Raw genomic sequence first — 14,808 nt, forward strand, 5'->3', positions numbered from 1 at the left:
CAACAGATGCGCTGTGGAAATAGCGCATCTGTTGCAGTGATTCGTATTGGGGAGACTAAACCCGAGCGCCGCGATTACTGCGGCGCGGGGGCTATTGTTTGGGGAGGCGCGGGAGGGCGTCAAGCCGGCAGGATCCGGTAAGGTGGATCGCCGCCATCATCTTGTGCGGCGCAGCGGGGTTCCGCGTGGGTATCGCTACGCTCCACCCACCCTACGCGCGGCCGCTCGTCATGGGTAGGGTGGGTGGAGCCGCAGGCGATACCCACCAGCGACAGCCACCAAGCTCCCCAAACAACAACGCCCCCAAAACGGGGGCGTTGCGGCGAGCGGCGCGGGAATCAGGCTTTGCCCAGGTGCGGCTCGGCTTCGAACTCCGCTTCCTTGCTGCTGCCCGGCTGACGTATGGTCAGCGAGAACAGCAGCGCGACGATCAACAGCGCCAGGATCAGGTGGAAGGTGGCCAGGAAGCCGCCGAACAGCGAAGCGACGATGGAGCCGACGATGCTGCCGATGCCGAAGCCCAGATAGATCACGCCGTAGTTCTTGGTCAGGTTGTTGAGGCCGAAGAAATCGCTGACCAGCGACGGGTAGACGGTGATGGTGCCGCCGAAGCTGAAGGCGACGCAGGCGATGGCCAGGAAGAACAGGGTGGCGTTCAGGGGCACAAACAGCAGGGTCAGCATGCCGGCCAGCGCGGAGACTTGGGCGATGGTGATCACCCGGATGCGCGGCATCTTGTCGGAGAGAATGCCCAGCACCAGGCGGCCGGACAGATTGGCCACCGCGATCACCGCCACGGCGTTGGCGGCGGTCAGCGCCGGCAGGTGCACATAGCTTTCGCCGATGTCCTTGGCCACGCCGATCACGTACAGGCCGCTCATGCACACGGTCAGGAACATCAGCGCCAGCATCCAGTACTGCGGTTGGCGCATCGCCTCGGCCAGGGTGTAGTCATGGCTGGCGTTCTGCTGCGCGGCGGCTTGCTGCTGCGGCGCGTCGCGCATCAGCAGGCTGCCGGCCACCACCATGGCCATGGCGATCAGGCCCCACAGCTCAAAGGTGGTTTCCAGGCTGAAGCGGGCCAGCAGCGCCAGATTGATGTATTTGAAGCCCAGGCTGCCCAGGCCGTAAGCGCCGATGGCGCAGGCGGACACCAGGCCCTTGCGCTCCGGAAACCATTTGACGCAGTTGGACAGCGTCAGCAGGTAGCCGGCGCCGTCGGCCAGGCCCACCAGCACGCCGGCGCACAGATAGAGCATGACCAGATTATTGGCTTGGGCGGTGAGGAAGAAGCCCAGGCCCAGCATCAGGCCGGCGCCCAGGGTGACGCGCTGCACGCCGAAGCGTTCTTGCAGTTTGCCGGCCAGCGAGGAGGCCACCGCCAGCGCCAGGCTGAGCAGGCCGAAGGCGAAAGCCACCTGGCTGACCGGCTCGGACAGCTTGGCGGAGAGTTGGGCGTTGAACAGGCTCCAGGTGTAGACGGAGCCTAGCGCGAATTGGGTGAGGACGGTGCCGGCCAGGGTACGGTAGCGGATGGTGTTTGAGGCGTTCATGGCGCTGCTCGCTTAAAGTCATTACTGTTGGTGTGACTATAAGCCTGTGCTTATGTAGGGGGCGCGGCGGCGGCATGAGATGCAGGCGGCGCGGAATGAAGTGCAGACGGCGGCGAACCAGTTGCAGGCCCTGAAAATGGCGCGCGTGAGTGGATGGCATTTCCATTGCCAAGCCGGCTTGCCAATGGAATGTCTGGCCTTAGAGCCTGTTCAAAATCTCGCGAGCCAGAGCGAGCCAAGGCGAAAACGGCTGAGAAAGCGGAGTGTACATAGGGTACATGAGCATTTCGAAGCCGGTTTCAACGCCGTATCGCCGCAGCGCAGCAGATTATGAACAGGTTCTTATTCAGGAGCCGGCTGGCAGCCGGTTTGATGCGCCGCGCGGGTGGCCAACGCTCAAAGATGCATCAACTGTCGGAAGGCCTTGATATTGCTGCGGCTGACCGGAATCTCGGCTTTCAGGTCGTACAGCTTGATGATGTAGGTGCTGTTGAGCCAGGGCGCGATCTCGCGGATTTTGTGGATGTTGACGCAGTAGGAGCGGTGGCAGCGGAAGAAGCTGTCGGCCGGCAGGCGGGCGACAAATTCGCTGATGCTCATCGACATCACGTAGCGGTCGTGCGCGGTGTAGACCAGGGTGACTTTCTCGTCGGCCTCGGCGTAGTAGATCTGCTCGCAGGGGGTGACGATGATGCTGTCGCCCTTGACCAGGTTGACGGTGCGGCTGGCGGCCGGGGCTTCGGCCGGCGCGGCGGCGGCCGGCGGCGTCTGCGCTTCCAGCTTGGCCAGCAGATTGATGATGCGGGCCTCGTTGTAGGGCTTCAGGATGTAGTCGAAAGCCTCCACTTCAAACGCTTCCACCGCGAACTCCTTGTAAGCGGTGACGAAGACGATGCGCGGCGGCCGCGACGATTTGTGCAGGTTCTTGGCCAGCAGCAGGCCGTCAATCGACGGGATGTTGATGTCCAGGAACACCACGTCCACTTCGTGTTCCTGCAGGAATTTGAACGCTTCCAGCCCGTCTTCCACGCTGGCGACGATGTCGATGCGGCTGTGCTCGCGGATCAAATAGGCCAGCTCTTCGCGCGCCAGATATTCGTCTTCCACGATCAGGGCTTTCAGCATGTCGGCTCCTCGGCGGCGGGCAGGTCGAAACAAACGGCGGTGCCGGGCTCCAGCCGGGTCAGCCGCAAGCCCTCGCCGTATAGCAGCTTGAGCCGCTGGTTGACGTTGCTCAGGCCGATGCTGCGGCTGGACAGCGTGCCGGCGGCCACGCCGTCCAGCACTTCCTGGCTGACGCCGTAGCCGGTGTCGCGCACGCAGACGTGGACCTTGGCGCCGTCGCGCTTGACCGCGATGCTGACCCGCCCCGGCTCCTTGCGCGGTTGGATGCCGTGCAGGATGGCGTTTTCCACCAGCGGCTGCAACAGCAGGCTGGGGATGCGCACATGCACGTCGTCGATGTCGAAGTCCACCGTCAGCTTGGCGCCGAAGCGCGCCTGTTCTATCGCCACGTAGTCGCGCACTTGCTGCAGTTCTTCCTGGATGTCGATCAGCCGGTCGCCCAGCGACAGGTTGTAGCGCAAGTAGTCCGCCAGGTTGGCGATCAGTTGGCGCGCCTGCTGCGGCTGGATGCGGATCAGCGAGGAGATGGCGTTCAGGGCGTTGAACAGGAAGTGCGGGTTGATCTTGCTTTGCAGCGCGCTGAATTCCGCCTTGCGCGCCATTTCTTCCAGCTGTTTGACCCGCGACACTTCCATCTGGGTGGAGATCAGTTGGGACAGGCCCACCGCCACTTCGCGCAGCGGCGTACTGATGCCGTGGCTCTTGCGGTAGAAGATTTTCAGGGTGCCGCTGACGCCGGCTTTTTCGCGCAGCGGGATGATGATGACGGAGTGGAAGTCCGCCAGGTGGTATTGCTGCAGATTGTTCTCGATGATGATCTGGTCGCCGGCAATGGCCTGGCGGGTGATGGCGCCGATGGCGGAGTGCTCGTCCATCTCGTAGTAGTCCTTGCCCAGGCCGACATAGGCCAGCACGTCCGAGGTGTTGGTGATGGCCACCGCGTCGGCGTCCAGCTGGTCCCGGATCACGGTGCAGACCTGGACCATGGCGTCGCGGTCCAGGTTCTGGAAATAGGGCAGGGTGCGGTTGGCGATGGTCAGCGCCAGCTTGGCCTGGCGCGCGGCCAGCAGTTCTTTTTCGTCGTTCAGGTCTTGCACCAGCTTGATGATCAGGCCGACGCAGACGGTGCCGACAATCATCGGGAAGGCGATGTGGCTGACGATGGGCACGCCCACCGCCGGCTCGGTCAAGAGCAGGATCAGGCCCATGGTCAGCCCCTCGCACAGCATGCCGGCCAGGATGCCGTACAGCCACAGCCGCCCCCGGTCGGCGCGGCAGTGTATCCAGGTGGCCAACAGGCCGGCGCAGACGCTGGAGATCAGGCAGGGCAGCGAGGTGTAGCCGTTGATGTCGATCAGGTAGCGGTGCAGGCCGGAGACGATGCCGGCCGGTATCCCCACCCAGGGGCCGAACAGGATGCCGCCGGACAGGATGGCGATGATGCGCACATTGACCAGGGAGCCGTCCACCGGAATGCCGGTATAGGTGCTGAACACGGCGAACAGGCAGAACAGCAGCGACACCGCCGCCAGTTCGGCCGGGCTGTGGTCCTGTTTGCGCAGCAGGTGTTGAAACGGGCGGGTGCGGGTGAGGAAGAACAGCGCCATCAACATCAGCGCCGCCCGTTCGAACACCGCCAGCAGCATGGCTTGGTTTTCTATCATGGCGTCGGGAGTGGGGCGGCCGCGCCCGCTGGGGCCGGCCTCAAGCCCTGATTTTAAGCCATGCGGCGCGCTTTGGCCGCAGGCGGGCGCAGATTAGGCGGGCGTCATGCCGCAGGAGGCTCCAAGGCCGCCAGCAACTCCGCCAGCTTGCGGTCCAGCGCGTCCTGGCTGCGCTGGTTGAGGCCGGACAGGATGGCGTGCTCATTGGCCACGTGGGCGGTGACGGCGCGGTCTATCAGTTCCAGCCCGCTCTCGGTCAAGCGCACCAGGGTGCTGCGCGCGTCCTCGGCGCAGGCGGCGCGTTCGATCCAGCCCTTGCTTTCCAGCACTTTCAGCCGGTGGGTCATGGTGCCGGAGCTGATCATCAGCGAGGAGAACAGCGCGGTGGGCGCCAGGCTGTGCGGCGCGCCGGCGCGTCTGAGCGTGGCCAGCACGTCGAACTCCCAGCCGCTAAGGCCGAATTGCTCGAAAGTGGCGTCCAGCCTGTGCTGCAGCAGCATGGAGCAGCGGCGCAGCCGGCCGATCAGGCCCATCGGCGCCACGTCCAGGTCCGGCCGTTCCCGGTGCCATTGCGCCAGGATGGCGTCCACGGCGTCGCCGGCGTTCTGTTGCGTCATGCGCATTCCTTTATCTTGAATTCAAGATTTTATTTGTCTTGAATTCAAGGCAATGTTATCTTGAATTCAAGTCAGTTTTCGATGCGATTATAAGCGATTGCGAAAGGAATGCCCATGTCTGCGCGCCTGATGGCCTCCCGTTGGAGCGATGTGTTGTTGACCGCGCTGGCTCCGGCGATCTGGGGCTCCACCTATATCGTCACCACCCAGCTGTTGCCGCCGGACCGGCCGTTCACCGCTGCCTTGCTGCGAGTGTTGCCGGCCGGCTTGTTGTTGATCCTGGCCGGCCGCCACCTGCCGCGGCGCGGCGAGTGGGGCCGGCTGCTGGTCTTGTCCGCCTTGAATATCGGCGTGTTCCAGGCGCTGCTGTTCGTGGCCGCCTACCGTTTGCCGGGCGGCCTGGCCGCGGTGCTGGGCGCCACCCAGCCGCTGCTGGTGATGGGCCTGGCCTGGGGGCTGGACGGCCGCCGCCCGGCGCGAGTGGCCGCCTGGGCCGGCGTCGCCGGGGTGGCGGGCATGGCGGCCTTGCTGTTGTCGCCGGGCGCGGTCTGGGACGGCGTCGGCATGTTGGCGGCGCTGGGCGGCGCGGCGGCGATGGCCAGCGGCACTTATCTGACCCGGCGCTGGCGGCCGAGCGCGCCGCTCGCCGCCTTGACCGGCTGGCAACTGGCCCTGGGCGGGCTGATGCTGGCGCCGCTGGCCGGGGCGCTGGACCCGGCCTTGCCGGCGCTGGGCGCGACGCAGTGGCTGGGGTACGGCTATCTCTGCCTGTTCGGCGCCTTGCTGGCCTATTTATTGTGGTTTCGCGGGCTGGCGCGGCTGTCGCCGGTGGCGGTGTCCTCGCTGGGCCTGCTCAGCCCGCTGACGGCGGTACTGTTGGGCTGGCTGTTGCTGGGGCAGGCCTTGGGGCCCTTGCAGCTGGCGGGCCTGGCCACGGTGCTGGCCAGCGTGCTGGCGGTGCAGCGCAGCATGGCCGCGCCGCCGCCGGCGGAGAAGCAGATCATGGCCGGCGCGGTGCGCGCGCGGTCTTGAGCGGTAATGGAATCAATCAGCAGCAATCAGATAAGGAGTCTGTTCATGAAGAGCGCTTTGCAAACCCTGCTGGACCAGCGTGTGTCGGCCAATCACTTCGATCCCTCCCATGTGTTGGCGGACGCGGAGATCGAGCAATTGCTGAACGCCGCCACCCGCGCGCCGTCGGCCTATCATTTGCAGAACTGGAAGTTCGTCGCGGTGCGCAGCGCCGAGGCCAAGCGCCGTTTGCAGGCGGCCAGCTACGGCCAGCAAAAAGTGGCGGACGCGGCGGTGACCTTCATTTGCTGCGGTACGCTGAACGCGCATCGCGGGCTGGAGGCGTCGCTGCGGCCGGCGGTGGACGCCGGCATTCTGCCGCCGGAGGTCAGCGACAGCTGGCTGCGCGCGGCGGAGAACGCCCACCGGGACGACGCGCGCGCGCAGCGCGACGAGGCGATCCGTTCCGCCTCATTGGCGACGATGGTGCTGCTGCTGGCGGCGGAGGAACGCGGCCTGGCCAGTTGCGCGATGGGCGGTTTCGACGCGGCCGCGGTGGCGCGGGAGTTTGGCCTGGGCGCGGACGAGTTGCCGGTGATGCTGGTGACGGTGGGGCGGGCGGCGGCCGGCAATTGGCCGCAGAAGCCGCGTCGGCCGGTGGCCGAGGTGATGGTGTGGGCTTGATGGCCTGCTTGATCGTGAGCTGGTTTTGAGAGCCAGCTCAATGTCCGCGTGGTACATGAGCATTTTGAGCTCGGTTCCAACGCGGTATCGTCGACGCGCAGCAGATCGTAAACAGGTTCTCAGGCGCTGCGCGCGGCCGGCGGCTGCGCCAGCACCGTGCGGCAGTGGCTTTCCAGGCGGGTGATTTCTTCCAGCACCGCGTCGATGTCTCGGCGCTGTTCTTCCAGCAGGCGGCGGCGTTCCAGCACCAGGTCCAGCAGTTTTTGCGACTGGCTGGCCTCGTCGTGGGCCTGCTCGTACAGGTCCAGGATTTCGCGGATGTCGGACAAGGACAGGCCGATGCGCTTGCCGCGCAGGATCAGCTTGAGCCGGGCGCGGTCGCGGCGGTTGAACACCCGCTGGCGGCCGTCGCGCTGCGGTTCTATCAGGCCCTGTTCCTCGTAGAAGCGGATGGTGCGCAGGGTGACGTCGAAGTCGCGCGCCAGGTCGGAGATGCTGAAGAATTCGGGTTCGGTCATGGTGTGTTCCAGGGCAAGCGGCGATTGTAGCTTTTTTTTAACGCGTTCTCAGCCCTAGCATGATTTACGTTTACGTAATCGTCAACTTGTGGGATGAATGAAAAAAACAAAAGCGATGCGTACCGTCCACCAGGAGAGAGAGATTCGATGACCTTGCCCAGCTATGTCCACGGCGCCAGTCCGCAAGCCTTGATCGGCCAGACCATAGGCCAGTTGTTCGACCAGACCTGCCGCGAGCACGGCCGCCGCGAAGCGCTGGTGGTGCGCCATCAGCAGATACGCTGGAGTTACGAGGAATTGCGCGAGCAGGTGGACCGGCTGGCCTGCGGCCTGATCCGGCTGGGACTCAAGCCCGGCGACCGCATCGGCATCTGGTCGCAGAACAACGCGGAATGGGTGTTGACTCAGTTCGCCACCGCCAAGGCCGGCCTGATCATGGTCAACATCAATCCGGCCTATCGCCGCTCCGAGCTGGAATACGCGCTGAGCAAGGTGGGCTGCCGCGCATTGATTCTGTCGCCCAGCTTCAAGAGCAGCGACTACCTGGCGATGGCGGCGGATCTGCTGCCGGAGCTGGCCGCCAGCGAGCCGGGCCGGCTCAAGTCCGCCGCCATGCCGCAGCTGGAAATCGTCATCCGTCTGGGGCGGCAGCGTACGCCGGGCATGTTCAATTTCGCCGATCTGATGGCCGCGCCGTCGGCCGAGGAGAAAGCCGGGTTGCAGCGCTTGGGCGAGACGCTGCAGTTTGACGACGTGATCAATATCCAGTTCACCTCCGGCACCACCGGCAGCCCCAAGGGCGCCACCCTGACCCATCACAACATCCTGAACAACGCTTACTTCGCCGGCGCGGCGATGGCTTTCGGCCCGGACGACCGGCTGTGCATCCCGGTGCCGCTTTATCATTGCTTCGGCATGGTGCTGGGCACCTTGCTGTGCCTGAGCCACGGCGCGGCCATGGTGTTTCCGGCGGAGAGCTTCGACGCGCAGGAGGTATTGCGCACGGTGCAGGAGGAGGGCTGCACCGGCCTGCACGGGGTGCCGACGATGTTCATCTCGGTGCTGGATCGGCCGGATTTTTCCGATTACGACGTGTCCACGCTGCGCACCGGCATCATGGCCGGCAGCCCGTGTCCGATCGAGGTGATGAAGCGGGTGACCAGCCAGCTCAATATGAGCCAGGTGACCATAGGCTACGGTATGACCGAAACCAGCCCGCTGAGCTTCCAGAGCGCCACCGACACGCCGCTGGACAAGCGCGTGGCCACGGTGGGACGCATCCATCCGCATGTGGAGGTGAAGATCGTGGACGTGGAAGGCCGCATCACGCCGCGCGGTCAGAGCGGCGAGTTGTGCACGCGCGGTTATTCGGTGATGCCCGGTTATTGGGGCGACCCGGCCAAGACCGCGGAGGCGATAGACGCCGCCGGCTGGATGCGCACCGGCGATCTGGCGGAGATGGACGCGGACGGTTACGTCAACATCGTCGGCCGGGTCAAGGACATGGTGATCCGCGGCGGCGAGAACATCTATCCGCGCGAGGTGGAGGAGTTTCTCTACCGCCATCCCAAGATTCAGGACGTGCAGGTGATCGGGGTGCCGGACGAGCGCTTCGGCGAGGAGTTGTGCGCGTGGATCCGGCTGCGCGACGGCGAAAGCGCCGACGCCGACGATATCCGTGCTTTTTGCCAGGGGCAGATCGCGCATTACAAGATTCCGCGTTACATCGAATTCGTCGATAGTTTCCCGATGACCATCACCGGCAAGATTCAGAAATTCGTCATGCGAGAGAAGATGAAGGAGAAGTTGGGTCTGGCGGACGGCAAAACCGCCTGACCCGTCTCAAACAATGGGAGCAAAAGCCCCGGCTTGCCGGGGCTTTTTGGCTTACAATGCCGCCAGACTGATCTTTAAGCTGAGGAATCCATCATGACTACCGTATTCAACGACGCCGATCTGCTGCGTCTGGAAAACCTGCTGACCCCCTTGTCCGCCAGCGGCAGCACCATGCGCCCGGACGAAGTGCAGGGCTTTTTCGCCGCGCTGGCGTGCGGTCCGGACGCGGTGGACGCCGATTTCTGGCTGGAAGAAGTGCTGGGCGACGCGCCGGCCTTTGAAAACGCGGACGACGCGGCGGAACTGAAAACCCTGCTGCAGAAGCTGTACGACGCCACCGCCGCCGCGCTGGCGGCCGGCGACGAGCTGGACCTGATCCTGTACGCGGAAGACGACAGCGACAGCGACGAGCCGGACTACTGGCCGTGGGCCAACGCCTTCCTCTACGCGCTGGACGTGGTGGACACCGATTGGTTCGAAGTGGCCGACGAGGACGAGGGCTTTGAAAGCCTGATGATGCCGATGCTGGTGTTGGGCGGCGCTTTCGAGCAGGAAGACGGCGAAGACCTGCTGACCTTCAGCGACGAAGAAGTGGAAGGCTACAAGGAAGAAATGCTGGAAGCGCTGGCCGCGGTCCACACCTACTGGCGCGCCAAGGAACAGGCGCCCAGCACCGTGCGCCGCGAAGGCGACAAAGTGGGCCGCAACGACGTCTGCCCGTGCGGCAGCGGCAAGAAGTACAAGGCCTGCTGCGGCCGCAACTGATTGTCCCGCGCGTTGCGCCGGGCGTTAAAAAAAGGAAGCCGGGAGGCTTCCTTTTTTCATGCCGGCGCGCCTTGGCGCTTGCTGAAATTGTTAAGTACCGGCCGCGGCGGCGGGCTTTAGCGCGCGTTCCGCGGCCTCCCGGGCGTTGAGCCGGTCGATGTAATCGAATACGTCCAGCAGCGAGGTGGTCAGCGCCAGCACTTGCTCAAGCAGGCTGAAGAAGCCTTCCCAATAGCCTTTGGCGGCGCTGTCGTCGCTAAAGTCTATGTCCGCGGCGATTTGGGCGAGCAGGTTTCGCAGCCCGTCGTCGGGATTGTCCTGCAGATACTTGATGAAATGTCCTGCGAATTCGCGGCCCAGCAAATGCGCGGCGTGTTGGTCGTCTATGGGCGGAACTTGCCAGCAATGAACGCCGCGCCGGTTGGACGCGTTGGCTGCAAACGGCAATTCCGCGCGGGACGTCGGGTCCGGGTCTGGACGGTAATGGCGGCGGGATGGGGTTTTGATCGACATGATCACCTCCGTGTAGCGGTTTTTCATTGCCACCCCCACGGCCAAGCGGAGGTGGCAGACCGAACAGGGTTGGCCGACCGGACTACACGACTCCGGCACACCCGCTAAGGTGTCCCCACCCGGCCCGCCATTGTGAGCGCGCACGAGTGCAGCGATCCAAACGCAAAGCTCAAGCGCTTGTTCGCAGTGTAGTTCGCCGGACGGCCAAGTCCGGTGCCGCGAGGAACGGCACGGCAGCGATTGTGCACAGTTGCCCGCTGCCCGGTCAAGGCGCAGGCCGGGCGTTAAAAGCCCGTCAATGCTCGCTTACGCGGCCGGTATCGGCCGCGGGCGGAAAATAGCCGGCCGGCAAGCCCGGATGGGTGCGGCCATGAAAAAGCGGCGCGCTCCCATGGGGGAGGCGCGCCGCGTGCCTGGCGGTGAGCGGCGGGCTTAGCCGTTCAGCGCCGGGTAGTCGGTGTAACCGCGCGCGTCGCCGCCGTAGAAGGTGGCCAGGTCCGGCGGGTTCAGCGGCGCGCCGCTTTGCAGGCGTTCGGCCAGGTCCGGGTTGGCGATATAGCTGCGGCCGAAGGCGGCGGCGTCGATATAGCCTTGGCGGATCAGGGTTTCCGCCTTTTCCGCGGTGTAGGCGCCGGCGCCTATGATCACGCCCGGATAACGCTGGCGCAGCGCCTGGCGGAAGCCCTCGTCCAGCACCGGGCCGCCGGCCCAGTCCGGTTCGGAAATGTGCAGGAAGGCCAGTTTGCGCTTGGCCAGTTCCTCGGCCAGGTAGAGCGCCATCTCCAGCTGATCGGTATTGCTGATGCCGTTGAAAACGCCCAGCGGCGAGATGCGGATGCCCACGTGCTCGGCGTCCCATTCCGACACCACTGCGTCCACCACTTCCAGCAGGAAGCGCGCGCGATTGGCCACGCTGCCGCCGTATTCGTCGGTGCGGACATTGGCCTGCGGCGACAGGAACTGGTCCAGCAGATAGCCGTGGGCGCCGTGGATTTCCACCAGGTCGAAGCCGGCGCGGCGCGCGTTGTCGGTGGCGCGGCGATAGTCTTCCAGGATGTCGGCCAGCTCGGACACTTCCAGCGCGCGCGGGGTGTCGCACTGCTCGCGCACCAGGCTGCCGTCCGCGGCGCGGATATTGGTGCGGCTGTCGGCCTGGATCGCCGACGGCGCCACCGGCGCTTCGCCGTCCGGCTGCAAGGAGCGGTGGGAAATGCGGCCGGTGTGCCACAGTTGCAGCGCGGTCAGGCCGCCCTTGGCGTGCACCGCGGCGTTGACCTTGGTCCAGGCCGCCACTTGCGCTTCGCTGTAGATGCCCGGCGCGCCGGCGTAGCCCTTGGCGGTGGGGGAGATGTGGGTGCCTTCCGCCACGATCAGGCCGGCGCCGGCGCGCTGGGCGTAATAGGTTTCCGCCAGCGCGGTGGGCACGTCGCCCGGCTCGGTGTTGCGCAGCCGGGTCAGCGGCGCCATCGCCACGCGGTTTTTCAGGGTCACGGCGCCTACGCGCAGCGGGGTGAACAGTTTGTCGGCTTGCATTGCGATGTCCTTGGCTCTATTTAAGCGGGGAAAAGTGGGCGGGCGCGATCACAGATCGAAACCGAAACCCTGTTTGCGCGCCACCGGCGCGACCTGCGGGAAATACACGTTGCGGTAATACTGCGCGGTGTTGGCGGACCAGGGCTGGCCGTCGGCGCGCTGAATGCTCTTCCAGTAATCCATGATGGACGCGTCGTACTGCGCGATCATAGCCGGCAGTTCCGCCGCCTGGTAGCGTTCGCGGTGCACAAAGCTGGCGCGCGGCAGCCGCGGCTTGACCGCGCTGTCCTGATCGGCGTAGCCCAGCACCACGCCCACCAGCGGGAAGGTCAGTTCCGGCAGCTCCAGCAGTTCCACCATGGCTTGCGGGTCGCGGCGGATGCCGCCGATGGGCACCACGCTCAGGCCGGCGGAACGGGCCGCGGTCATGAGGTTGCCCAGGGCGATGCCGGCGTCCACCGCGCCGACGGCGAAGGCTTCCACGCTGTTGTGGATCACTTGCTCGGCGCCGGCTTTTTCCACGCCGATCCGGGTTTTGTAGAAGTCGGGAACAATGGCGACGAAGACCGGCGCCTGGGCGATCCACGGCTGGCCGCCGGCGATTTCGGCGATTTTTTGGCGACGCTCCGCGTCCTGCACCACCACCAGCGACACCTGCTGGCCGTTGATGGAGGTGGGGCCTTTCCAGGCGGCGTCCAGCACCGCGTCCAGCACCTCGGCGGGAATGGGTTTGTCCTGGTAGCTGCGCACGCTGCGGTGCTCTTGCATTAGTTCCAGTGTCGAGTTCATGCTTGGGACTCCTTCAAGTAGACCAGTCGTCTAGTTTTAATGTCAAAATAACCCGCTCCGGGGAGCGGGGGAGGGCGCGGCCTCGCCTTGGTTAGGGCGCGCGCAGAATTTGTTGCGTGTGCGCCATCGCCGCCAACAGCGGCGCGCGCGAATGTTGAGTCTTGAACAGCAGCGCGCTGCCCACCCACAGGCTGTACAGCGCGCTGGCGGTCTCGTCCGGCAGCAGGTCCGCGTCCAGCGAGCCTTCCTGCTGGCCGCGGCGGATGCAGGCGGCCAGATTGCGCACCACGAAACCCATGCCTTCCGCCAGCGCCTCGCGCATCGGCTCGGACAGGTCGGAGACCTCGGCGGCCAGCTTCACCGCCAGGCAACAGCGCTGCGGCTGATCGCAACGGTGGGTTTCCAGCCAGCCGTCGAAATAATGCAGCAGGCAATCGCGGGCGCTGCCGGCGTCCTTGGACAGAAAGCTCACCAGTCTGCCGTCGTATTTCTCAAAATAACGACGCAGCAGTTCCACGCCATAGCCTTCCTTGCTGCGGAAGTAATGGTAGAACGAACCCTTGGGCACCCCGGCCGCGCCGAGGATTTCCGCCAGGCCCACGGCGGAGAAGCTCTTGCCGAGGATGATGGCTTCGCCGGTGGCCAGCAGGTGTTCGCGAGTGTCTGAAAACTGGTTGGGACGTGACATGGGCTGAAGTCTACTAGACCGGTCGTCTAGTTTCAAGAAATTTTTCAATCCTTGGGAGAGGCGCGCGCTGGCGACAAGGGCGAGGCCGGCGAATCAGGCGGGCTTGGCATGCTTTTAGCATGGTAAATATTGATAATAAGAATCAATTGCAACTACAATGCCGGGTTTTACGCTAAGCGCCTGTTCATGATCCCGCGAGTAAGAGCGAGACAAGGCGAAAACGAGCGAAAAGCGGAAGGTACGCGTGGCACTGAGTATTTTGAGCGGGTGCTCACCGTGCAACGCTGCACGAAGCGCAGCAGATTTTTGAACAGGTTCTAAGCCGACGATGCGAGAGGAAACCCTATGAAGTCAATCTGGAAGCTGCTGGCCATCGTCCTGCTGAGCGGCTGCGCGGCCCTGTCTCAGGAGGCCGAACCGGCCGGGGACCCGCCCGGCCGCATTGTGGACCTGCGCAGCGGCGAAGTTTTGCAGCCGGCGCAATTGTTGCAGCGGCTGGCCCCGGCGCCGCGGCTGCTGGTGGGGGAAAAGCACGACAACCGCGAGCACCACCGCATCGAACGCTGGCTGGCGACGGAATTGGCGGCGCGGCGGCCGCAGGGCAGCGTGCTGCTGGAAATGCTGACCCCGTCGCAGCAGGCCAAGGTGGAACAGGCGCAGGCCCGGCTGCGCGCCGGCCAGCCGCTGTCCGGCGCCGCGCTCGCCCAGGCGGTGGATTGGCTGCCGGGCTGGCCGTGGCCCTTGTACGGCAAACTGGCCGAGCATGTGATGCGCGCGCCTTATCCGGTGCTGGCGGCCAATCTGGACAGGAACGAGATGCAGGCGGTGTACCGCAGCCAGGTGCAATTGCCGGGCCAGGCGTCCACGCGGCCTGAGGTGCGCGCCAAGCTGAGCGAACTGATCCGCGAGGAGCACGGCGGGGAGGTCAAGGCCGAGCACCTGGCCTCGATGCTGGCGGTGCAGCAGGCGCGGGACCGGCGCATGGCCGAGCGGCTGCTGGCCGCGCCGGCGCCGGCGCTGTTGATCGCCGGCGCTTATCACGCCGCCGCCGACATCGGCGTGCCGCTGCATGTGCGCGATTTGCAGCCGCAAACGCCGTTGCGGGTGCTGATCCTGGCGGAAGAGGGCATGAAGCTGGACGCGCGCCAGGGCGATTACGCCTGGTTCGCGGCGCCGGCCCGGCCTTGAGCGCGGTTGCGCTGCGCTTATATATTGATAATGATTCTCATTACGTATAACATTCTCAACTCGAACAAATAAAACTTCGCTTGGATTTCCGATGATGAACACCATGAAACGAGCGGCGACAGGCTGCGCGCTGGCAGGCGCGTGCTGGCCGCTGACGGCGCTGGCGGAAGCCGGCGCGGCCATGCCGGCCGACCTGAGCGCGCTGGGCATGTACCGCGCCGCCGACCCGGTCGTGAAGACCGTGATCCTGGGCCTGCTGCTGACCAACCAGCTGATCATGGTGGTGGTGCGCATGCTCACCGGCTCCGCCTTCGTCGGCTGGGG

At 65.1% G+C, this 14,808-nt stretch carries 14 protein-coding genes and 1 pseudogene; 6 read left to right on the forward strand and 9 right to left on the reverse strand.

Annotation, left to right across the window (positions count from 1 at the left end; translation table 11 throughout):
* Positions 1 to 338: 338 nt before the first annotated feature.
* From NK214_RS19445 to NK214_RS19460, 4 genes are all read right to left on the reverse strand, one after another.
* A complete protein-coding gene (locus NK214_RS19445) occupies positions 339 to 1,553 on the reverse strand; it encodes an MFS transporter (protein ID WP_107799953.1) in 1,215 nt (404 codons plus the stop codon).
* A 396-nt stretch (positions 1,554 to 1,949) separates the two neighbouring features.
* Entirely contained in the window at positions 1,950 to 2,678 is a 729-nt protein-coding gene (locus NK214_RS19450; protein WP_048410449.1) for a LytTR family DNA-binding domain-containing protein, read from the reverse strand.
* Entirely contained in the window at positions 2,672 to 4,342 is a 1,671-nt protein-coding gene (locus tag NK214_RS19455; RefSeq protein ID WP_199225893.1) for a sensor histidine kinase, read from the reverse strand. Before NK214_RS19455 ends, NK214_RS19450 begins: the two co-directional genes overlap by 7 nt.
* Positions 4,343 to 4,446: 104 nt before the next feature.
* Positions 4,447 to 4,959: a MarR family winged helix-turn-helix transcriptional regulator gene (locus NK214_RS19460; RefSeq protein ID WP_253315260.1), complete on the reverse strand. Its 513-nt coding sequence runs from the start codon at positions 4,957 to 4,959 to the stop codon at positions 4,447 to 4,449.
* Positions 4,960 to 5,088: 129 nt separating this feature from the next.
* Here NK214_RS19460 and NK214_RS19465 point away from each other — a divergent pair, with 129 nt between their 5' ends.
* Both NK214_RS19465 and NK214_RS19470 read left to right on the forward strand, forming a co-directional pair.
* On the forward strand, positions 5,089 to 5,991 hold the full coding sequence (locus NK214_RS19465; protein ID WP_253315262.1) for an EamA family transporter: 903 nt from the start codon (positions 5,089 to 5,091) through the stop codon (positions 5,989 to 5,991).
* A 45-nt stretch (positions 5,992 to 6,036) separates the two neighbouring features.
* The gene (locus tag NK214_RS19470; RefSeq protein WP_253315261.1) at positions 6,037 to 6,654 is read left to right on the forward strand and encodes a nitroreductase family protein; all 618 of its coding nucleotides are present in this window, start codon (positions 6,037 to 6,039) and stop codon (positions 6,652 to 6,654) included.
* A 119-nt stretch (positions 6,655 to 6,773) separates the two neighbouring features.
* Here the strand turns inward: NK214_RS19470 and NK214_RS19475 are convergent, their stop codons facing one another.
* Positions 6,774 to 7,172 carry a MerR family DNA-binding transcriptional regulator gene (locus NK214_RS19475; RefSeq protein ID WP_107799948.1) on the reverse strand — a complete coding sequence of 133 codons (399 nt, stop codon included), beginning with the start codon at positions 7,170 to 7,172 and terminating at the stop codon, positions 6,774 to 6,776.
* A gap of 147 nt (positions 7,173 to 7,319) precedes the next feature.
* On the opposite strand from NK214_RS19475, the gene NK214_RS19480 reads away from it, so the two are divergent.
* Together NK214_RS19480 and NK214_RS19485 are read left to right on the forward strand one after the other, a co-directional pair.
* Entirely contained in the window at positions 7,320 to 9,008 is a 1,689-nt protein-coding gene (locus tag NK214_RS19480; protein ID WP_107799947.1) for an AMP-binding protein, read from the forward strand.
* 93 nt (positions 9,009 to 9,101) lie between these two features.
* Positions 9,102 to 9,773, forward strand: a complete 672-nt coding sequence (locus NK214_RS19485) for a UPF0149 family protein (RefSeq protein ID WP_146176675.1) — start codon at positions 9,102 to 9,104, stop codon at positions 9,771 to 9,773.
* 90 nt (positions 9,774 to 9,863) lie between these two features.
* On the opposite strand, the gene NK214_RS19495 is transcribed toward NK214_RS19485, so the two are convergent.
* The 4 genes from NK214_RS19495 to NK214_RS19510 all read right to left on the reverse strand — a co-directional run bounded on the left by NK214_RS19495 (position 9,864) and on the right by NK214_RS19510 (position 13,296).
* Positions 9,864 to 10,286 carry a hypothetical protein gene (locus tag NK214_RS19495; protein WP_146176674.1) on the reverse strand — a complete coding sequence of 141 codons (423 nt, stop codon included), beginning with the start codon at positions 10,284 to 10,286 and terminating at the stop codon, positions 9,864 to 9,866.
* 432 nt (positions 10,287 to 10,718) lie between these two features.
* Positions 10,719 to 11,819 carry an N-ethylmaleimide reductase gene (nemA, locus tag NK214_RS19500; protein ID WP_107799944.1) on the reverse strand — a complete coding sequence of 367 codons (1,101 nt, stop codon included), beginning with the start codon at positions 11,817 to 11,819 and terminating at the stop codon, positions 10,719 to 10,721.
* Between the two features lie 48 nt (positions 11,820 to 11,867).
* Positions 11,868 to 12,608, reverse strand: coding sequence for an NADPH-dependent oxidoreductase (locus tag NK214_RS19505; protein ID WP_107799943.1), 741 nt, complete (start codon positions 12,606 to 12,608; stop codon positions 11,868 to 11,870).
* Positions 12,609 to 12,699: 91 nt separating this feature from the next.
* Positions 12,700 to 13,296, reverse strand: a complete 597-nt coding sequence (locus NK214_RS19510) for a TetR/AcrR family transcriptional regulator (RefSeq protein ID WP_107799942.1) — start codon at positions 13,294 to 13,296, stop codon at positions 12,700 to 12,702.
* Positions 13,297 to 13,641: 345 nt separating this feature from the next.
* On the opposite strand from NK214_RS19510, the gene NK214_RS19515 reads away from it, so the two are divergent.
* Together NK214_RS19515 and NK214_RS19520 are read left to right on the forward strand one after the other, a co-directional pair.
* Complete coding sequence (locus tag NK214_RS19515; RefSeq protein WP_227107363.1) at positions 13,642 to 14,484, forward strand: ChaN family lipoprotein; 843 nt, start codon at positions 13,642 to 13,644, stop codon at positions 14,482 to 14,484.
* A 94-nt stretch (positions 14,485 to 14,578) separates the two neighbouring features.
* Positions 14,579 to 14,808 (forward strand): annotated as a pseudogene (locus NK214_RS19520) (hypothetical protein); the annotation flags it as partial.

It is taken from the genome of Chromobacterium sp. S0633 (assembly GCF_024158805.1).
Classification (GTDB): Bacteria; Pseudomonadota; Gammaproteobacteria; order Burkholderiales; family Chromobacteriaceae; genus Chromobacterium.